Below are 19,861 nucleotides of genomic sequence, written 5' to 3' on the forward strand. Positions count from 1 at the left end.
GTTTTTCGTAGCTTTAGGGGGTTGCAAGGGACAAGATGTCCCTGCCACTAAAACGGACGAGTTCGTTTTAGTGCGTAACATTAACTAGAAGTTAAAGCTCTGCTTCTTAAACACTTTAAACTCTGTTGCAACCTTCTCATTTTGCAATCCGAGAGCTTCAAGGGCTTTTGGATTTACTAAAAACCAGCCCAGAACGACATCCACTCTATCGCCATTTTCGAGCTTAAACTCTCTTTTTACGGCTCTTTTTTCATTTGCGCCGATCATCGTATCTTTTATTATAGAGTCAGCCATCCACGGCATTGCAGGTTTGCCCTCTTTTCCTAGAACTCTTAAAAAAACCTCTTTTTCAAGCTCTATATTTTTGCCATCTCTAAGTACGCTTATCTTTAAAACAGCCATGCGGGCAGGGTGAAGCAAAAATGCATGTGAGCTTCTGTTGTCAACATTTACTATGAAATGGTCTATATTTCTAAGCAGGGAGATATCTACATACTTGCTCAACATCTCAGAGTGAAAATGCGCTCCTGCAAATCCATGAAAAGAGTGCTCTTTTGTCTCAATAACAGATGAGACGCTGCCATCAATCTTTGGCATATGGCAGCTTACACAGTTGGCATCACTCATTTGGCTGTTTACATTATTTGAACATAAATTTAGACCGAATTTATTTACATTGTGAGAGTGACAACCGATGCATACGTTGCCGTTTTTGAAGTTTTCATTCTCATCGGTAATGATTTTATGGTACGGCGAATCAAGAGAGCTTCTGTTTGAGCCGTAGTAGCTTTGCTTTGTTTGGCTTATTATATTTGTGTTGCTCTGTGTATGCTCCTCAATTTTCTCTATGCGGTGGCAGTATGCGCAGCTAATAGCCTCTTGGTGCGTTGGATTGTTCTCATCAAATATAGCTTTTTGACCCGGTGTTGTCATTTTGTCTAAGTTGTCTGCAGCCGGAGTATGACACTTCCCGCAGCTGTACTGCTCACTTTTTGTCATGGCTACTTGTTTGTCCCAAACAGCTTTGTGAATTACATCTTTGCTAGGCGTTGCATTTGCGTGCATAGATCCATAAAACTCATCATATATTTGAGCATGACATTTTTGACAATCTTTGCTAGGTGCAAATTCATGTACGGCATTATTTGCAAAAACAGCTATAGCTATAGATAAAATAAGAGATATCTTTTTCATAAGTAAATCCTTTAAATTAAAATTATATCTGTTTATTTGGGGATTTAGCAATAAATCTAAGCCACATAAATCCAAATAAACCTGCAAACAAGGAAGCAACCAAGATGCCTACTTTAGCTTGAAAAATAAGAGCATCATTACCGACGAATGCCAAATCGGCAATAAATATTGACATAGTAAAGCCGATTCCGCCAAGAAACGCAACACCGAAAATTTGACTCATGCTGCTGTTTTGCGGAAGCTTAGCGATTCCCATTTTAATAGCAAGCCAAGAGACTCCGGCAACTCCAAGTACTTTTCCAATGGTAAGTCCGGCAATAATACCGAGTGATACCGGCTGTACAACAGTATCCATGGCAGATGAGAAATCAATAGAGATGCCGGCATTTGCAAGAGCAAACAGCGGTATTACCACTAAACTCACAGATAGATGAAGCGAATGTTCAAGTTTTGCAGAAGGGGAACTAAGCGCGTCAATCTTATCTTTTACATTTTGAAGTATTGCTTTTTGCTTCTCATGCAACTTATTATTGGTAGCTACTGTATATTTGTTATATTCGTCAAGTTTTTCTTTTGTGTAGTCTATAAAATCTAGGGGCTCATATTTTGGTTTTGAAGGAATTGCCATAGCGGCGATAACTCCGGCAATTGTAGCATGTACCCCAGATTCAAGCATAAAAAGCCACATAATAAATCCGACGATAAAGTACGGCAAAACAGCATGTATCCCAAAACGGTTAAATAATATCATGACTAAGAGTGATATAAAAGCCCAAGCTAGAGGAAAAACACTGATTTGCTCTGTATAAAAGAGTGCTATTACCACAACAGCACCCAAGTCATCGACAATTGCAAGAGCTACCAAAAAAGTAATAAGCGAGTTAGAGACTCTGTTACCAAGAAGCACTAAAGCACTAATTGCAAAAGCAATATCTGTCGCCATTGGAATTCCCCAGCCGTTTGCTCCCTCGGTACCGGAGTTGATTCCCAGATATACGAGTGCCGGCATAACCATCCCGCCAAGAGCAGCAAGTATAGGCAGAGTGGCAGCTTTTATGTTTGAGAGTTCCCCTACAGTAATCTCTCTTTTTATCTCCAATCCTATAATAAAGAAAAAGATAGCCATCAACCCGTCATTTATCCAGTGGTGAATTGTCTTGGATATACCAAATTCGCCTACAAAAATAGATATTTTTGTATGAAAAAGATCCAGATATGTCTCTGCAAATGGAGAATTTGCTAAAATTAAAGCAACTACCGTCATAAACATCAAAACTAAACCGGTTGTCGTTTGGGCGCGGATAAACTCTTCAAACGGGGTAGCAACTCTATTAAATGCTTTCTCCCAAGGTGCGCATATTTTCATAAAACTCCTTTTCTTTGTTTGGATATTATAACAAACTGAGTGTAACGGATGCTATAATCTGTTTATGAATTTAAAAGAATTAAAAGATAGAAAAATATTGCTTTTTGGAAAGAGCCGTGCTTTTAGTATGGATGAGTTAAGCTCTCAGCTTCTTTTTCATAAAGTCAAAATAGCAGAAGAATTTAGTGATGAGGTCGCTTTAGTTGTTGATGGCAAAATGATGACCCCCTATGAGCAAAACAGAAGTGAAGAGCTTTATCAACAGCACTCAAACCGTGTTGAGTTTGCTACTATTGACGTACTAGAGAGGGAGCTTGCAAAGTATATAGACGCAAACACTCTTCTAATGAGCCTAAAGTTAAGCCGTAATAAAGAGAGACTAAAGAGTTTTATACAAAATGGCATGATAGACGATGAGCTTTTTTTTAAACTATTAAAGATGTACTCATGGGGCGGCGAGGACTTTTTTGAGAATGATGATAACCGTGATGTAAGCGCTGCTCTAATTTTGCGCTTTTATGAGAATATAGAGAGAAATCATAATGTTCAGTATGCAACTACTGGTATTTTGCATCTTGTCGGGCAGACTAAAAGCAGAGAACTTTTAAAAGTTCTCTCACTGCTTGAGCCCATAAAATTTCATCCAAAAATAGAGTCTGCAATTGCTATGAGTCTATATTGTGATGATAAGATGCAAGAGCATCTTCTTAAAAATGCAAAAAACCCTGCAATATCTGAGGCGCTCTCATTGAATAAAAATCTAAAAACAGCACTTGCAGTAGAGTTTTTAAAAGATGAGGAGTTGGGAAAAAATGTAGCAAAAAGCATAAAGCTTTCAGATGAGCTTTTTGAGCTTTGTAAAGAGCAAAAGGTAGCATTAGCACTTAATGAAACTCTCACTCCAAAGATGCAGGAAGAACTGCTAGAACTTGGAGATGATGAGGTTTGTTATGCATTGTCTTTAAATGATAATCTTGATAAAAAGATTTTAAACTCACTCTTACAAAGCAGAGACAAAAACATCTTATCCTCTATATATGCAAACAAAGCAACACCGCCGGAGGTACTTGAAGATGCTTATAAAAAGGGTAAATATTATGAAGAGTTGGCAAAAAATGAGAGTACGCCCATAGAGATTTTATATCAGCTACAGCTAGATAGTAGATATGAGAGATTCGTAAAAACTAATGCCGAATTTGGCAGACATATACAACAAGTTAATATAGGATGGGAAGTGTGAGAGCAACGGATTTGATAAGTGCAATAGACTCTTTAGTAGAGCAGAGAGTGCCTACATTTTTATGGGGTGCACCGGGGATTGGAAAATCTTCAATAGTAAAGCAGATAGCAAAAAGCAAAGAGATAGGGTTTATAGATTTAAGATTAGCACTTATGGACCCGACTGATTTAAAGGGGATTCCTTTTTATGACAAAGATTTGCATAGCGCACTCTGGGCACCTCCTGCTTTTTTGCCAAAAGATAAAGAGGGCATACTCTTTTTAGATGAGTTAAACTCTGCGGCTCCAACTGTTCAGGCATCAGCGTATCAGCTCATACTAGATAGAAGAGTCGGCGAGTATGAACTTCCTGATGGGTGGGCGATAGTAGCTGCCGGAAACCGTGAAGGCGATAGAGGTGTCACATACCGTATGCCAAGCCCTTTGGCAAACAGGTTTGTCCATTTTGAGATGGATGTAAATGTTGAGGATTGGAGGCTTTGGGCTTATGGAAGTGGTGTTGATGAGAGAGTAATCTCCTATATCTCATATAAAAATGAACACCTTTTTACTTTTGATCCAAAAAGTGATGTTAAAAGTTTTGCAACGCCAAGAAGCTGGGAGTATGTCAACAGCGTGCTTAGAAGCAGTGTCTCGGATGATTTACTTCTGGATATTATAAGCGGGGCAGTCGGCAGAGATGCTGCAACCTCCTTTTTGGCATTTTGTAAAGTTATGAACAAATTACCTGATATCAAGAGCATCTTAGAGACGGGAAGCGGCGAGTACAGCGATAAGGTTGATGTTCTTTATGCGCTCTCAACAGGACTTGTAAGTGCGTACCTCAAAGATAAGAGTGATGAGAAGTTGGAGAATTTGCTTAGATATACGCTTGAACTAAAAAGCGAGTTTGCAGTGATAGTAGTTCAAGATCTGCAGAGAAACGGCATAACTATGGAGCACTCGGACATGTTTAAGGAGTGGGTTAGAAAGTTTGCTTACCTGCTTAGTTAAAAGTTTTTTTTGAAGTTAATAAATTTATTGTACTATAGAAGTGTACTAAAATTTTTTCAAGGAGTTTATTATGGCTAGAGTGGGTAATTCGATTATAAAAGGTATAGAGGTCTCTGAGGTTATTAAACTGCTAAACAGGGCTTATGCGGATGAGTGGTTGGCATATTATCAATACTTCATAGAGAGTAAAGTGGTAAAGGGCATCATGAAAGATGCTGCTATTGCCGAACTCGATCAGCATGCAGCAGATGAGCTAAGACATGCAAACATGGTAGCTGATAGAATCCTTCAGCTTGGTGGAACGCCTCTGTTAAGTCCAAATGAGTGGATGAAAAAGACAAATTGCGGATATGAAGAACCGGAAGATTTTGATGTTGTCTCAATTTTGCAAGATGCTATAAAAGGCGAGCAATGCGCCATTCAAGTCTACTCAAGCATAGTTGATTTGACAAGAGACAAAGATATAGTGACTTATGATATTGCTTCGCAGATATTAGCCGATGAGGTTGAGCATGAAGAGGATTTACAAGCACTTCATGATGATATAACAGAGTTTGTAAGTGATTTGAAGAAGAAACTAAAATAGTATAGATGATAGACTTAAAGATTGAGCAGAGTTGGAAGAGGGTACTTTTTGATGAGTTTGAAAAACCTTACTTTGTGTCACTAAAAAAGTTTTTGACACAAGAGGGGCAAAATCATACGATATATCCAAAAGCAGAAGAGATTTTTGCAGCCTTTAATAATACACCGTTTGAAAATGTAAAGGTTGTTATCTTGGGTCAAGATCCTTACCATGGTGTAAATCAAGCGCATGGACTTGCTTTTTCAGTAAATGAGGGCATACTTCATCCGCCCTCACTTAAAAATATATTCAAAGAGCTACATGAGGATATTGAATGCCATGTACCTCAAAGCGGAAATTTAACTAAGTGGGCAAAAGAGGGTGTTTTTTTGCTAAATACCGTACTGAGTGTTCGTGCAAATGAAGCAAACTCCCATAAAAATATGGGTTGGGAAATATTTACTGATGCACTAATAAGAGTGCTTAATGAGCAAAAAGAGAACTTGGTTTTTATACTCTGGGGAGCTCCGGCAGCCGCAAAAGCCTCTTTAATAGATGACAAAAGACATCTTATACTAAAAGCTCCACACCCTTCTCCTCTCTCTTCATACAGAGGATTTTTCGGCTCAAAGCCGTTTTCAAAGACGAATGAGTATCTGAGTGCTCACGGATTAAAACCTATTGATTGGTGCATAGAGTAATTTTATCTATGAGAACGTTAAATCAAAAAATCTCACAAGCAAAAGCAAAACTTCTTGTCAATTATCCACTTTTTGGAATGATAGCCTCAAAAGTAGAGTTAGTTAAAAATGATGATATACAGAGTTTTAAAAGCAACGGCATAAAACTTGAGTACAACAGAGATTTTTTAGACTCTTTAGCGCCTAAAGAGATGGAGTTTGTTTTTGCAAATGCCGCTATGCATGCTTCACTCTCTCATGAAGCTAGAAAAAGCGGCAGAAGCGGATGGCTCTGGCAGTTGGCAACTGACTATGCCATAAATGACATGTTGGTGGAAAATGGCTTAGAGCGTCCCGATGAAGCACACTACTCTAAAAGATTTTGCGGTATGTACGCCGAAGAGATTTATGCTGAATTAAAAGAGGATATTTTACGTGATGAGCTTGAGTATGAAGCTGATGAGGTGGATGATGTTCAAAATGATAACAAAGAGCAAGAGAAGTCTCAAAATAAGCAAATAAGTCAAGAGGAGCAACTCTTTGAAGAGTTTGCAAAAGCAAAGATTGATGAGGAGTTAGATAGCGGTGAAGTTCCAAGCTCCATGGAGAGATTTTTTGATCTTACATGTAAAGGTAAGATTGATTGGCGAAATGAGTTAAGGGCAGCACTAGATAGATTTTACAGAGATGATTATGTTATGTTGCCGCCAAACAAGAAGTTTTTGCATCTTGGTATATATCTGCCCTCATCAACAACTCAGAGATTTAAGCTAGTTGTTGCGGTAGATAGTTCTGGTTCTGTTGATGAAAAGCTTTTGGGAGAGTTTTTAAGCGAGCTCAATTTTCTGATGAATACGATAGGAAACTATCAGATTGATCTGCTGATTTGCGATGATAAAATCCGCTCACATAAAACTTTTTACGCCGGCGATACTTTAGAAGCAGATGTAAAAGGCGGAGGAGCTACTGATTTTAGGGCTGTTTTTGAGTTTATAGATAGTGAGCTTGAAGATACAAAACTACTTCTGTATTTTACTGACTTAGAGGGAATTTTTCCAGAGAATGAACCAAACTATGTAACTAAATGGATTACCCCAAAGGAGTCAGATATCCCATTTGGAGAAGTCATAATCTTAGAAGATTAGTTGTGAACAATCTGATTTTTTCCGTTTTGTTTCGCGTTATATAGCAGCATATCCGCCTCATTGACGGTTGAGTCCAAGTTCTCTTCAGCAGTCGTTACAAGCCCGATGGATATAGTGTAGCTTATCTCTTTATTGTTGCTTGAAAATCTGTTCTCATGTATCTTTTGTCTAATACTCTCAATAGTCTCAACAGCTTCTTGGGCCGAGATGCTTTTAAGTAATATACAAAATTCACCGCCGCCAAAACTAGCGACGAGATTATCACTCAAAAGGTTAGAGCGTAACATGTCGGCTAGATTTATAATAACTAAGTCCCCTATATCATGACCGAATGTATCGTTTATCTTTTTAAAATCATCTATATCAATCATGGCAATTGCAAAACTATCTGAGTTCTCTTTAGCATTTTCAAAGTAGATGGAGGCATTTTTAAAGAAGTATCTTCTGTTGTATAGACCTGTTAAAAAGTCGCGCTGTGCATTATTTGTTATCTCATGTATATTCTCAATCGCCTCAATAGTGTTATTTATACGGCATGTGAACTCTTCTTTGGAGAACGGCTTTTTTATAAAGTCGTTTGCGCCGCTTTTTAGAAAAAGTGCGGTTGTCTCATCATTACTATCCTCTGACATGACTACTATTGCCAAATCATTTTTTGTATATGTTTTTCTAATCTCTTGAGTGAGTTCAAGACCGTTTATAACGGGCATATGAAAGTCGGTAAGTACTAGGCTTATGTCGGCGGTCGTATTTAAAATTCCAAGTGCCTCTTCCCCATGAGCCACCGTAATTACTTTAAAAAACATATTTTCAAGCAAACTTTGTACTTGTTTTCTAAAAACAAGAGAGTCCTCAGCTATTAAAATTTTGTGATTTCTATTTTTTTGGACTCTTTTTATCGTTTGTAATATATAGTTTATATCGTTTATGCCGCCTTTTGTTACATAATCTATAATATTTTTTTTCAGCATATTTGCTCTAAACTCTTTGTCAATGTTTCCGCTTAGAACAATTACATGATTTTTTCTCTCTATCGCATAGTCAACTATCTCGCCGTTTGGCGCATCTGGAAGATTGATATCTAGAAGAGTTAAAAAATATTTATATCTTTTTAAAAATAGCTTCGCCTCTTTAAGACTATACGCCATATCAACCTCAAAACCAAGCTCAAGAGCTATTTTTTTAGCAATTAGTTTTGCTAAAGTTTTGTTGTCCTCTACTATTAATACTCTTTCACTCATACTATAGAAATCCCCAATAATTTTTTTATATTATAGTATAATTTTTTATGGATTATTTGAATACGGCTATTGAAAAATTAAGAGCTAAGAGAAATGTGTTTTTAACAGGCGGCGCTGGTGTCGGAAAGACAACAACTACAAGAAATATTATAAAATATTACGAGGATGAAGCAAAAAAAGTTGCCAAACTCGCCTCTACCGGAATGGCAGCTACACTTATCGGTGGGCAGACTCTGCATAGTTTTTTTGATCTGGGAATTGCAGTAAGTATAAAAGAGCTTGAGTTTAACGGCAAACTAGAGGCTTCTAAAAAAATTAAAAAGCTTATCTCATCAATGGACTTGGTTGTTATAGATGAGATATCTATGGTCAGTGATGCACTTTTAGATATGGTATATCTTAGATTAGGGCAGAGTGGTTTTAGGGGTTCGCTTTTGGCAGTAGGTGATTTCTTACAGCTTCCTCCTGTCGTGCGAGGCTACGCTGAAGTCAGATTTGCGTTTGAATCCCCCTCATGGAAAAAGTTTGATTTTGAGCATATTGAGTTAACGCATATTTATAGAACAGATGATAGTAGATTTATAGAGCTTCTCTCTAGTATTAGAGACGGATATGTAGATGAAAATGTGCATAACACCCTAAACGAGTTTATAAAGCCTCTACCTCAAGAGTTAAGTGAATTTACATTTTTATTTGGAAAAAATATCTCAGCATCACAACATAACAGAAATCAGCTTGAGTTTGTAGAGAGTGAGTTGTATGTAAAAGAAGCCGAAATAGTAAAACATACAAAAAGCGCAAAAGATGTTGAGATAGAGCGTTTTATAGATGATGCAAGGATAGAAAAAGAGCTGGAGTTAAAGATAGGTGCGCCGGTTCTCTTTACGAGAAACTCATGGAACTATTTCAACGGTGAACGCGGGGAGGTTGTAAATATAGATAACACTTTTGTTTATGTACAAAAAAGAGACGGCGTTGTTGTAAAACTTGAGACGCTACCCCAAAGCAAAGATGTCTGGAGAGAGAAGAGCATAGATGGGAAAAAAGAGGTAGTTCAGGAGACTCTCTTTAGTGTCTATCAATATCCCATAAAACTAGCTTACGCTATAACCATACATAAATCACAAGGTATGAGTATAGAGGATTTAATAATCCAGACAAATGAGATTTTCGCACCCTCTCAGTTTTATGTAGCAATATCTAGAAGCTCAAACCCTAAACGTCTGAACTTGATTGCACCGAAAAAACAGTGGCGAGATATAGTTTTTGTAAACCAGAGAGCGCTTAAATTTGTAAAAAAAGAGATTTAAGCGGTTATTTTATTAAACCCTCACTCTTCATTTTTGTGTAGGTTTCATAATCTACCACGCTTCCGCCATACTTCTCTACATGATCTTTTGCGTCTTCTTGTTTTGCAAATGCGAAATACTCCTGCATAGTCCCATATTTATGACTATCTATAACATAATAGGCATCTTTTGCAGCAACTAAACCGTAGTTCTTCGCGTCAATTATATACTTCACTTCCTCTTGCAGACTTTTGTCTTGCACATCCCCTTGTACCTCTGAAGCAATAATAGATACCGCTACTAAACACATAAATAAAATCGTTTTCATGCTAATCCGTTACTGTGAATTTTTATAGTAAATGATACCAATTTAATCACAACAAGGCAATGCTTAAAGAGATAAGTTTATAAATTTTTTTAATATATCGTAATCATAGAGGCAAAGAGGAGAAGAGAATAATATAGCATGTGAGAGTTCACATGCTAAAAAATGTTATAATTTTTCGCTGTTTTTAGCAAGGTACTCTGCAACACCTTCAGTTGAGGCCTTCATTCCCTCATCACCTTTTTGCCATCCGGCAGGACAAACTTCGCCATGCTCATCTGTAAACTGCATAGTATCTACCATTCTTATCATCTCATCAATATTTCTACCTAGTGGAAGATCGTTGATTACTGCATGACGAACGATACCTTTTGCATCTATTAGGAATGAACCGCGAAGTGCAACTGATTCGTCAAAAAGCACGTCATAGTCTTTAGAGATTTGTTTAGTCAAGTCTGCTACAAGCGGATACTTAATTCTTCCGATACCGCCCTTTTCTACAGGAGTCTCTCTCCATGCAAAGTGTGAAAACTGACTATCAACCGAAACACCTATAACATTTACGCCGCGCTCTTTAAACTCTTCAATCCTGTGAGAAAAAGCGATAATTTCAGAAGGACATACAAAAGTAAAGTCAAGCGGGTAAAAGAATAAAACTGTACCTTTTTCACCAAAGTTTTCTGATAATTTAAAGTCATCTACGATTGAGCCGTCTGCTAAAACTGTTGTAGCTGTAAAATCTGGGGCTGGGTTTGTTACTAACATAATATATATCCTTTTAGTTTGTTTGCAAAATTCTAACAAAAGTATATTAATGAAAATCTAAGCAACCAAAGTTATTCTCTTTTTTGATATACTTTCGTTGATTTATGGGGCTAGACCCTATATCTCAATAAGGAAAATCGATGACAAAAGAAGCAAATGCTCCAAAAGAGTATATCTTTACTTCAGAGTCTGTAACAGAAGGGCATCCTGATAAGATGGCAGATCAAATCAGTGATGCAATTTTGGATTATATTATTGAACATGATCCAAATGCACGCGTTGCGTGTGAGACAATGGTATCAAATGGTTTTTGTGTAATTGCAGGCGAAATGAAAACAACGGCTTATGCTCCAATGCAAGAGATTGTACGAAAAGTTGTCCAAGAGATTGGATACACAGATGCAACTTATGGTTTTGATTACCGCTCTGCTGCAGTTTTAAACACTATTGGAGAGCAATCTCCTGATATTAGTCAAGGAGTAGATCAAGCCGGCGGAGAGATTGGTGCAGGCGATCAAGGGTTGATGTTTGGGTACGCTTGTCGTGAAACTGATGTTCTTATGCCTCTTCCTATATATTTGGCTCACCGCTTAGCGCAAAGATTAGCAGAGGTTCGTAAGGAGGGGATTATCCCTTATCTTCGCCCAGACGGCAAAGCTCAGATAAGTATCAAGTATATAGGAGATAAGCCTGTCTCAGTTGAGACTGTTGTTGTATCGACGCAGCATGCTCCAGAAATTTCTCAAGAAAAGATTCATGAAGATGTGATAAAAGAGGTTATAAGAGCTGTTATTCCTGCCGAGCTTATGCATGATAAAACTATCTTTCATATTAACCCGACGGGAAAATTTGTTATAGGCGGTCCACAAGGTGACGCAGGACTTACCGGGCGAAAAATCATAGTAGATACATATGGTGGCAGTTGTCCTCATGGCGGTGGTGCATTTAGTGGAAAAGACCCTACAAAGGTTGATAGAAGCGCTGCTTATGCATGTAGACATATAGCAAAAAATCTAGTAGCTGCCGGAGCATGTGACAGAGTAACTCTGCAGGTCTCTTATGCAATCGGCGTTGTTGAACCTATCTCCATCATGGTAGATACGCATAAAACAGGCATAGTGGATGAAGCAAAAATTGAAGCTTGCGTAAAAGAGCTTTTTGACCTCTCCCCTAAAGGGATTATAAACTCTTTAGATTTGCTTCGCCCTATTTATAGAAAAACAGCAGCTTATGGGCACTTTGGACGAGAAGAAGATGGATTTACATGGGAGAAAACAGATAGAGTTGATGATATTAAAGAGTATTTGAATATTTAATAATAATCATTATCAAAACTCCCATGTGAGGGAGTTTTAACATTAAAAGAGTAACAAATTATCTTTGTTACTCTTTTAAGGAAGATTTTTTAGCTTTATTTAAAAATCTTTGGCTAAACTTACCGAGAAAATAAAAACTAGGAGAATCCTAATGGCAGTAATTATTGGAGATACTTGTATTAACTGTGGTGCTTGTATAGATGAGTGCCCAGTAGAGGCAATTGTAGATGAGGATGATAATCCAACAGGTGAAGAAATTTATTATGTATATGCAGATAAATGTGTAGAGTGTGTTGGTTATCATGACGAACCTGCTTGTGCTACCGCTTGTCCTACAGAGGGATGTATTACATGGGATGTTGTAGGCGAAAGTCCTGCACACCGTGAAGATATTACAGATGATATGCGCGGTATAGGCAAAGCTGTAGTAGAGTAATCTTTTCTTAACTAAAATCATAGGGTTTTACCCCTATGATTTATATCTTTTTTAAAACATCTTTCAAAAATTTTTCTATTTTAGCTTAAATCAGACTCTTTTTAGGTACAATTCCACTCTAATTTTATATATTAAACAGGAGATTTGATGGAACGCACACTATCAATAATAAAACCAGATGCCGTAGCTAAGGGCGTTGTAGGTAAAATTTTAGATCGTTTTGAGAGCAATGGTTTAAAAATAGCAGCAACAAGAAAGATACAACTCTCCCGCGCAGATGCAGAAGCTTTTTATGCAGTTCACTCTGAGAGACCTTTCTTTGGTGATTTAGTTGATTTTATGATTAGCGGTCCGGTAGTTGTTTCTGTTTTAGAGGGTGAAAATGCAATGCAAAAGAACCGCGATCTAATGGGTGCTACTAACCCTAAAGAAGCAGAAGCCGGCACAATTCGTGCAGACTTTGCTGAAAATATAGATGCTAATGCAGTTCATGGAAGTGATTCTGTTGAGAATGCAGCTGTAGAGATAGCGTTCTTTTTCTCTGAGAGAGAAATCTCTTAATCTATGAAGCAACTATTAATAAAGAGAGTCGAAACTCCTTTATGAAAGTAGTATTACGAAAAGTAAGCTCTACGCCTTTAGAATTTGAAGTTACATCTAATGAAATGACTTTTAAAGGTTATTTACAGTATGATACCGACAAATTAATTTTGCTAAAGGCAGAATTAAGTGGAGAAATTGACGTAAATTGTGATATTTGCGCTGATGAGTTTAAGCTTGATATTGATGAAGAGTTAGAATTTTTTATCTCAGACGGTCTTTATGAAAAGCATGAAGAGACCCTTTTAGATGTCGTGGAGTCGCTAAACTCTACAGTAGATTTAAATGAGATTCTAAGGTCTGAGATAGAGCTTATAAAGAGTGATTATCACAACTGTAAAAATTGTAAATAAAGAGTAGCCTGCAACTACTCTGCCTCTAAAAGAGGCTAGCTTTATTAAAAAACCAAAGGTCTTGCGACCATAGCGGTTAAAAGCGAAAAAAGGGATTTGTCCCTTTTGCGGAGAAATAAAATTAAACAAAGGAAAAAATTATGGCAGTACCTAAGAGAAGAGTCTCGCATTCACGTTCAGCGAAAAGAAGAACTCACTACAAAATAACTTTAGCAAAACCGGTTAAAGATAAAGACGGAACATACAAACTTCCACACCATATTAACCCAACAACCGGTGAGTATAAATAGTTAATGGTAAAGATTGCTATTGATGCAATGGGAGGGGACTTCGGTCCTAAGCCAATTGTTGAGGGCTGTATTCAGGCCCTTAAACATAAACTCTTTATTCCTATTCTTGTAGGTAAAGAGTCTGAAATTTTACCTTTGTTACCAAAGCGTTATAGAGATAAGATTTCTATAGTTGAAGCAGATGATGTAATCTCCATGGATGATGCTGCAACCGATGCAGTCAAGAGAAAAGAGAGTTCTATTTACAAAGCTATCGAGTTAGTAAAAAACGGCGAAGCTCATGGAGTAGTCTCGGCTGGGCACAGTGGAGCAACTATGACATTGGCAACTCTTAGATTGGGGCGATTAAAAGGTGTTTTAAGACCTGCACTTGTTGCTTTGATGCCTACGAAGAGTAGTAAAAAATCTGTTATACTTGACGTAGGGGCAAATGTTGACTCTAAAGCTGAACATCTATTACAGTTTGCTGTAATGGGCGGATGCTATGCAGAAGATATGTTTAAAGTAGCAACCCCATCAATAGGTCTTTTAGCAAACGGGGAAGAGAAAAGCAAGGGCAACGAAGTAACAAAAGCAGCATTTAAACTACTTGAGGGATACAAAGGGTTTAAAGGTAATGTTGAGGGGAGTGATATCTTCAATGCAAGCTGTGATGTTATAGTGTGCGATGGATTTGTCGGTAACCTAGTGCTTAAGGCATCTGAGGGCGTAGCTTCTACAATTAGTGGATTGATAAAAGATTATATAAGAAAATCCCCTGTAGCAATTACGGGAGCTCTTCTTATGAGAAAAGTGTTTAAACTTTTGAAAAAACAGATGAATTATGAAGAGATAGGCGGAGCTCCTCTTATCGGAATTCAAGGGTGTGCTATTGTAAGTCACGGCAAAAGTACTCCAAAAGCAATTAAAAATGCAATTTTTCAAGCAATAAACTATGTAGATACCGGTGTAAACGGGCATATAGTCCAAAGGCTTGAAGCAATACAAAATAAGGAAATTTAATGGCATATGCAGCATTTCGCTCTATAGGTGCTTATGTTCCTAGTAAGATTCTTTCAAACGAAGACCTCTCAAAAATGGTAGATACGTCAGATGAATGGATAACTAAAAGAACAGGCATAAAAGAGAGACATATCGCTGCAAGTGATGAATTTACAAGTGATATGGGCGCTAAAGCTGCTACGCTTGCAATAGAGAGAAGCGGCTTAGACAAGAGTGAAATCGATATGGTAGTTTGCGCTACTATTTCACCTGACTACTTCTGCATGCCTTCAACTGCAACTATTATAAGTACTAAACTTGGTCTTGGCAATGTAACGGCATTTGATATCTCTGCTGCATGTACCGGTTTTGTTTATGTTCTCTCAATAGCAAAGGCTTTTATAGAAGCAGGTATGAAAAAGAATGTTCTTATAATAGGTGCAGAAAAACTCTCCGCGATAACAGACTATAGCGACAGAGGTACATGTATTCTTTTTGGTGACGGTGCCGGAGCTGCCGTAATTAGTGCAACAGAGAATAAAGAAGAGGCTATTATAGATATTCATACCGGAGCAGATGGCAAATTTGCAGACCTTCTTATGACTCCAGACGGTGGAAGCGGAAGTGCACACGATACGCTCGAACAAGAAGCTTCAAGCTGCTTTATGCAGATGAAGGGGAATGAGACATTCAAAGTAGCAGTAAAGACTTTGACAAAAGATGTTATAGATATACTTAGAGAAAATAATATACAAAGCGCTGATATTAAACATTTTGTACCCCATCAGGCAAATCTGAGAATTATAAAAGCGGTTGGCGATGCACTTAAGCTAAAAGATGAGCAGGTTGTATTAACGGTTGCAAAGTATGGAAACACGTCAGGTGCATCTATACCGATGGCGATTAATGATATATATGAGAGCGGCAAACTTCAAGCCGGTGAGCTTATGCTACTTGATGCTTTTGGCGGGGGATTGACATGGGGTTCAGCCCTTGTCCCTTTTAGCCCGTTAAAATAACTCTTTTGCCAGATTTCTTCGTTGAAATTTGGTTTTCTTTCGTCACATACTTTAGTATGCTCCTCAACAAAACCAAACTTCGCCTCGAACTATGACAAAATGGAGAATTTTAACAATCTAAAATAAGTACTTTTATTGTATTTATAATTTTTTACAAGCTTTCTAAAGCTTTTTTAACTCTTTTATGAAACTCTTTCTCATCTGGAAGATTTAGGTTGCTTTCTCTTAATTTTTCACCCCACATTGGGTTTGGAAAATAGCTGTCCTCTTCAAATCTTGCCATGACATGTATGTGAACACGCGGCAGCATATTTGCAAATGATGCCATATTTATCTTTTTAGGGTTATAGTATTTTTTCATCTCATCTTCTACGACATCAAAAACTTCCCATAGTCTCATGCGAAGCTCCTTGGGTACATCTCCCAACTCTTTGTACGGCTCTTTTGTAAATATTTTCAGCCATGGGATTTGACTTGGCTCTTTTTCTATATATAGTTCATTATCTTCAAAAATAGTCATATTTTCTCTTTTTTTATGTAAATTATATCAGATTAACTGATTTAGAAGAGTTTTTTAAATAGATTCGCTATCCTTACATAAAAAAAGGATAAAGAGTGAAACTTTTACAAATAGATTTTCCTTACAATGGAGTAATGGGTAGAGAGATGGCAGAAGCGTTTGATGAGTTGGCAAAATCTATCAGCAAAGAAAAAGGTCTTGTTTTTAAAATTTGGACAGAGAACCCTCAGACACAAGAGGCAGGTGGAATTTATGTTTTTGAAGATTTAAAATCACTGGAGGCATACTTACAGATGCATACAAAAAGGCTTGAGAGTTCTGGAGTCACGGGAATAAGATCTAAAATTTTTGATATTAACGAGACGCTTTCAGCTATTACGAAAGCGCCGCTGTAGAGGTAGTTAAAATATTTTAATTACTTAGTAGCTTTAGTCTCTAGCTCTATTGCGGTTTCTATCCCCGCTGCTAGAGCTATTACCTCGATAACCGCCGCTTGAACGCTCCGAACGACTTCTATCACTACTTCCTGAGCGATTTCTATCCCTGCTGCTACCTGAACGACTTCTGTTTCCGCGGAAACCTCCGCGTCCACTCTTTGAACCTCTTCTGTTGGCTGCTCTTTCCAATATTGCAGCAAGTTTATCGGCAGGAATACCGATACTGTTTGGACCGGCAATTGTCTGCTTGTCTAATATCATTGATACTAATTTAAACATAATCGTCTCTTCATCAATATCTTGCTTAAGCATATCAAGAACCTGATGAGCTTCATCATATATTTTTTGATCTACTATATTTGCAGCAATAGATTTTAGATTTGTCGCGCGTAAATCATTTTTACTTGGAACAAACGCATGAGTCATTGTAGTTCCAACTTTTGCTTTTATGCGCTGAAGCTCTTTAAACTCTAGAGGAGTTAAAAGTGTTATCGCTTTACCTTTAGTTCCCGCACGCCCTGTTCGCCCAATTCTATGAACATAAGATTCAGGATCAAAAGGGATATGGTAGTTAAAAACATGAGAGATATTATTTACATGTATTCCACGAGCCGCAACATCAGTTGCAACTAAAACATTTACATTATTGTTTTTAAAGCCTTTAATTACTGTTTCACGTTGACGCTGCTCCATGTCACCATGAAGACCGTTTGCTAAATATCCGGCATTCGAGAGAACATTTGAGAGTCTGTCCACTTCGCTCTTGGTTCTACAAAATACCACGGCTTTTTTACAATCTTCCGAATCCATAAGGCGAATAATTGCATCATCCCTCTCAGACTCCTCGATTACGTAATACTCTTGGTTAATATCCGTATTTGTTGTCTCCCCTTGTGTGATGCTTATAAATTCAGGATTGTCCAAAATTCTCTCAGCAAGAAGCTTTATAGGTTTTGGCATAGTAGCCGAGAAGAGAAGTGTTTGGCGGTTTGACGGAAGGTATGAGAAAATTTCATTAATATCATCTAAAAAGCCCATGTCAAGCATCTCATCGGCTTCATCGAGAACAACAATACTAGGAGCAAAATCTTTTAAGAGATTCTTTTTAAGAATGTCTAGAAGTCTTCCCGGAGTTGCAACAACAACACTTGCACCTCTTTGAATAAGGTCAATTTGTCTATTGTAAGAGCTGCCGCCGTAAACCGTAACGGTTCTTGCACCTATGTTTCTTCCATACTTAAAAAGTTCATCGCTTACTTGAGTAGCTAGTTCACGAGTCGGAGTGATAACTAAAATACCGACACCATCTTTTGGGTTTATGTTGTTAAGAGCGGGAAGACCAAATGCAGCAGTTTTACCTGTACCTGTATGAGCTTGACCGACTATATCGCGACCTGCTAGTATAAACGGTATTGCCGCTGACTGAATTGGGCTTGGGATTGTAAATCCGGCATCTTTGACACTTTGAAGTATCTCTTTTTTTAGTCCTAAATCATCAAATGTGATCATTTTTTCTTCTGTTTGTGCATTTTCTTGCATCATTTTCCTTTAAATAGGAGATGATACAAGCATGCCACAAATGACAAGGCACCTTCCCCTAAACTGTTTGGCGAATTATACCTAAATATATTCTGTTTTTTATTTAAATAATTATATTACTAATTAGTTAAGTTTATATTGTGTAAAAAGATAAAGTTAAATAGGTTTGCATGTGGCAATAAATAAATAAATCATAAATTTTAGATATTATACTATGTATGAAAATAGAGACACAATATAGTTACGAGAAAACATGGAGAATAACAAAAGAGGAGGACCTTCTTAAGATAATAGAGGAGGAGGTCGGAGATGCTGATCCAAAAGGCACGTTGGCATATATAAAAGAAGCTATAAAAACGGGTAAGGTTATTTTAGTCGGAAATTGTAGATTTAAAAAAGCAGACAAGGAGAAGAGATGACAAATGATGTAGCAAAACTCATCTTAAGATTAACCGTTGGGATAATGATGCTCTTTCACGGGCTTGATAAGATAATAAATGGTATAGGCGGAGTAAAACATTTAACAACAAGTGCAGGACTTCCGGAGTTTTTAGCTTATGGCGTATATGTAGGAGAAATCGTAGTTCCTATTTTGATTTTAATTGGCGCTTACGCTAGGGCTGCATCTTTAGTTTTGGCGTTTAATATGCTTTTTGCAATATTTTTAGCGTATGGAAACTCACTCTTTGCTCTTGGAAAACATGGAGCACCTCTTTTTGAGCTTCCGTTTTTATACCTCATGATGTCAATTCTGATTTTTATGCTAGGAAGTGGGAAGTACGCGCTAAATAGTAAGTAAAGAGCACTATCTTTACTATGGATGTGGTACTTTAAGTTTGGAATTAAGACTCCATCCTATAAGTACCATAAGAGACATAACTACAAAAGCGTTTATAAACCCATATGCAGACCCTAGATAAACAAGCCAGAGTAAAATTGCTCCAAGAGGAGTAGGAACACCCGTAAAAAACTTTGAAACCTCCCCTGCATCAGCGTTAATATTAAACTCTATAAGCCTTCTAAGTCCTGAAATCACGTAGTAGATGCTTATAACTGCTGCAGCTAAGAACTCAACCCCAGAGAGAGTTTGGGCATAAACCGCTTGAAATATTAAAAAAACCGGTACAAGAACAAAACTCAAAAAATCCGCAAAACTATCAAGTTGAACTCCAAACTCATTTGAGAGATGATATTTTCTGGCAATTTTACCATCAAAAATATCAAAAGCGCCGCCAATCCAAGCAAGGATGATAGCTATAAAAAAACCATTTTGAGTTATAAAGTAAGTCGCTAAGAGTCCGGCAGTAATATTTACAAATGTAAACATATTAGCAAGATTAAAGTGTGATGTGTTTGTAAATAAAAATTTCATCTGATTTCCTGATAGTATAGAGAGGAATTATAGCTAATAAAGTATTTAAAAAGTGTTTCTTAAGAAAATGTTAATTTTAAAAGGACTATTATACACAAAGCATAGATTGTCTTTTAAAAATACATAGCGGGTAATAATCTAAAAAGAACAGCTCAAAATGATAATTACTCTACGGCAGTAGGTTGGTATTTAAACT

General features: G+C 37.3%; 24 protein-coding genes. 16 read left to right on the forward strand and 8 right to left on the reverse strand.

The annotated features are described in order from the left end of the window. Positions 1 to 84 precede the first annotated feature (84 nt). Together M0Q20_RS05815 and nhaA are read right to left on the reverse strand one after the other, a co-directional pair. A complete protein-coding gene (locus M0Q20_RS05815; protein ID WP_295059231.1) occupies positions 85 to 1,194 on the reverse strand; it encodes a multiheme c-type cytochrome in 1,110 nt (369 codons plus the stop codon). Between the two features lie 22 nt (positions 1,195 to 1,216). After that, positions 1,217 to 2,560, reverse strand: coding sequence for a Na+/H+ antiporter NhaA (gene nhaA, locus M0Q20_RS05820; RefSeq protein ID WP_295059232.1), 1,344 nt, complete (start codon positions 2,558 to 2,560; stop codon positions 1,217 to 1,219). Positions 2,561 to 2,624: 64 nt separating this feature from the next. On the opposite strand from nhaA, the gene M0Q20_RS05825 reads away from it, so the two are divergent. The 5 genes from M0Q20_RS05825 (at position 2,625) to M0Q20_RS05845 (ending at position 7,182) form a co-directional block, all read left to right on the forward strand. Next, on the forward strand, positions 2,625 to 3,800 hold the full coding sequence (locus M0Q20_RS05825; RefSeq protein WP_295059233.1) for a hypothetical protein: 1,176 nt from the start codon (positions 2,625 to 2,627) through the stop codon (positions 3,798 to 3,800). Then, positions 3,797 to 4,792 carry a MoxR family ATPase gene (locus M0Q20_RS05830; protein ID WP_295059234.1) on the forward strand — a complete coding sequence of 332 codons (996 nt, stop codon included), beginning with the start codon at positions 3,797 to 3,799 and terminating at the stop codon, positions 4,790 to 4,792. Before M0Q20_RS05825 ends, M0Q20_RS05830 begins: the two co-directional genes overlap by 4 nt. A gap of 70 nt (positions 4,793 to 4,862) precedes the next feature. Next, positions 4,863 to 5,378, forward strand: coding sequence for a ferritin-like domain-containing protein (locus M0Q20_RS05835; RefSeq protein ID WP_295059235.1), 516 nt, complete (start codon positions 4,863 to 4,865; stop codon positions 5,376 to 5,378). 5 nt (positions 5,379 to 5,383) lie between these two features. Next, positions 5,384 to 6,058: a uracil-DNA glycosylase gene (gene ung, locus M0Q20_RS05840; RefSeq protein ID WP_295059236.1), complete on the forward strand. Its 675-nt coding sequence runs from the start codon at positions 5,384 to 5,386 to the stop codon at positions 6,056 to 6,058. An 8-nt stretch (positions 6,059 to 6,066) separates the two neighbouring features. Continuing rightward, the gene (locus M0Q20_RS05845) at positions 6,067 to 7,182 is read left to right on the forward strand and encodes a VWA-like domain-containing protein (RefSeq protein WP_295059238.1); all 1,116 of its coding nucleotides are present in this window, start codon (positions 6,067 to 6,069) and stop codon (positions 7,180 to 7,182) included. Here the strand turns inward: M0Q20_RS05845 and M0Q20_RS05850 are convergent. Continuing rightward, complete coding sequence (locus tag M0Q20_RS05850; RefSeq protein WP_295059240.1) at positions 7,179 to 8,423, reverse strand: diguanylate cyclase; 1,245 nt, start codon at positions 8,421 to 8,423, stop codon at positions 7,179 to 7,181. The genes M0Q20_RS05845 and M0Q20_RS05850 overlap by 4 nt on opposite strands. A 47-nt stretch (positions 8,424 to 8,470) precedes the next feature. On the opposite strand from M0Q20_RS05850, the gene M0Q20_RS05855 reads away from it, so the two are divergent. Further along, positions 8,471 to 9,733, forward strand: a complete 1,263-nt coding sequence (locus M0Q20_RS05855) for an AAA family ATPase (RefSeq protein ID WP_295059241.1) — start codon at positions 8,471 to 8,473, stop codon at positions 9,731 to 9,733. Positions 9,734 to 9,737: 4 nt separating this feature from the next. Here the strand turns inward: M0Q20_RS05855 and M0Q20_RS05860 are convergent, their stop codons facing one another. Further along, complete coding sequence (locus M0Q20_RS05860; RefSeq protein ID WP_295059242.1) at positions 9,738 to 10,040, reverse strand: nitrous oxide reductase accessory protein NosL; 303 nt, start codon at positions 10,038 to 10,040, stop codon at positions 9,738 to 9,740. 165 nt (positions 10,041 to 10,205) lie between these two features. Beyond that, the gene (locus M0Q20_RS05865) at positions 10,206 to 10,802 is read right to left on the reverse strand and encodes a peroxiredoxin (protein ID WP_295059243.1); all 597 of its coding nucleotides are present in this window, start codon (positions 10,800 to 10,802) and stop codon (positions 10,206 to 10,208) included. A 140-nt stretch (positions 10,803 to 10,942) separates the two neighbouring features. On the opposite strand from M0Q20_RS05865, the gene metK reads away from it, so the two are divergent. The 7 genes from metK to M0Q20_RS05900 all read left to right on the forward strand — a co-directional run bounded on the left by metK (position 10,943) and on the right by M0Q20_RS05900 (position 15,797). Further along, positions 10,943 to 12,118, forward strand: a complete 1,176-nt coding sequence (gene metK / locus M0Q20_RS05870) for a methionine adenosyltransferase (RefSeq protein ID WP_295059245.1) — start codon at positions 10,943 to 10,945, stop codon at positions 12,116 to 12,118. Between the two features lie 151 nt (positions 12,119 to 12,269). Continuing rightward, entirely contained in the window at positions 12,270 to 12,554 is a 285-nt protein-coding gene (locus M0Q20_RS05875; RefSeq protein WP_295059247.1) for a 4Fe-4S dicluster domain-containing protein, read from the forward strand. A 147-nt stretch (positions 12,555 to 12,701) separates the two neighbouring features. After that, the gene (gene ndk, locus M0Q20_RS05880; RefSeq protein WP_295059249.1) at positions 12,702 to 13,115 is read left to right on the forward strand and encodes a nucleoside-diphosphate kinase; all 414 of its coding nucleotides are present in this window, start codon (positions 12,702 to 12,704) and stop codon (positions 13,113 to 13,115) included. Positions 13,116 to 13,156: 41 nt separating this feature from the next. Further along, positions 13,157 to 13,507, forward strand: a complete 351-nt coding sequence (locus M0Q20_RS05885) for a hypothetical protein (RefSeq protein ID WP_295059252.1) — start codon at positions 13,157 to 13,159, stop codon at positions 13,505 to 13,507. Between the two features lie 140 nt (positions 13,508 to 13,647). After that, a complete protein-coding gene (gene rpmF / locus M0Q20_RS05890) occupies positions 13,648 to 13,797 on the forward strand; it encodes a 50S ribosomal protein L32 (RefSeq protein ID WP_008335740.1) in 150 nt (49 codons plus the stop codon). A gap of 3 nt (positions 13,798 to 13,800) precedes the next feature. Beyond that, a complete protein-coding gene (plsX, locus tag M0Q20_RS05895) occupies positions 13,801 to 14,799 on the forward strand; it encodes a phosphate acyltransferase PlsX (protein WP_295059254.1) in 999 nt (332 codons plus the stop codon). Further along, positions 14,799 to 15,797: a beta-ketoacyl-ACP synthase III gene (locus M0Q20_RS05900; protein ID WP_295059256.1), complete on the forward strand. Its 999-nt coding sequence runs from the start codon at positions 14,799 to 14,801 to the stop codon at positions 15,795 to 15,797. Before plsX ends, M0Q20_RS05900 begins: the two co-directional genes overlap by 1 nt. Positions 15,798 to 15,948: 151 nt before the next feature. Here M0Q20_RS05900 and M0Q20_RS05905 read toward each other — a convergent pair whose 3' ends face one another. After that, positions 15,949 to 16,317, reverse strand: coding sequence for an HIT family protein (locus M0Q20_RS05905; protein WP_295059258.1), 369 nt, complete (start codon positions 16,315 to 16,317; stop codon positions 15,949 to 15,951). A 95-nt stretch (positions 16,318 to 16,412) separates the two neighbouring features. Between M0Q20_RS05905 and M0Q20_RS05910 the strand changes: the two genes are divergently transcribed. Further along, entirely contained in the window at positions 16,413 to 16,712 is a 300-nt protein-coding gene (locus tag M0Q20_RS05910; RefSeq protein ID WP_295059259.1) for a monooxygenase, read from the forward strand. Positions 16,713 to 16,745: 33 nt separating this feature from the next. Here the strand turns inward: M0Q20_RS05910 and M0Q20_RS05915 are convergent, their stop codons facing one another. Next, positions 16,746 to 18,293, reverse strand: coding sequence for a DEAD/DEAH box helicase (locus M0Q20_RS05915; RefSeq protein WP_295059261.1), 1,548 nt, complete (start codon positions 18,291 to 18,293; stop codon positions 16,746 to 16,748). 218 nt (positions 18,294 to 18,511) lie between these two features. Between M0Q20_RS05915 and M0Q20_RS05920 the strand changes: the two genes are divergently transcribed. Both M0Q20_RS05920 and M0Q20_RS05925 read left to right on the forward strand, forming a co-directional pair. After that, positions 18,512 to 18,712, forward strand: a complete 201-nt coding sequence (locus M0Q20_RS05920) for a hypothetical protein (protein WP_295059263.1) — start codon at positions 18,512 to 18,514, stop codon at positions 18,710 to 18,712. Then, positions 18,709 to 19,092 (forward strand): DoxX family protein, encoded by a 384-nt coding sequence (locus M0Q20_RS05925; RefSeq protein WP_295059265.1) that lies wholly within the window; start codon positions 18,709 to 18,711, stop codon positions 19,090 to 19,092. Before M0Q20_RS05920 ends, M0Q20_RS05925 begins: the two co-directional genes overlap by 4 nt. 15 nt (positions 19,093 to 19,107) lie before the next feature. On the opposite strand, the gene M0Q20_RS05930 is transcribed toward M0Q20_RS05925, so the two are convergent. After that, positions 19,108 to 19,665, reverse strand: coding sequence for a CDP-alcohol phosphatidyltransferase family protein (locus M0Q20_RS05930; RefSeq protein WP_295059267.1), 558 nt, complete (start codon positions 19,663 to 19,665; stop codon positions 19,108 to 19,110). Between the last annotated feature and the right edge of the window lie 196 nt (positions 19,666 to 19,861).

Source organism: Sulfurimonas sp. (assembly GCF_023229025.1).
Taxonomy (GTDB): domain Bacteria; phylum Campylobacterota; class Campylobacteria; order Campylobacterales; family Sulfurimonadaceae; genus Sulfurimonas.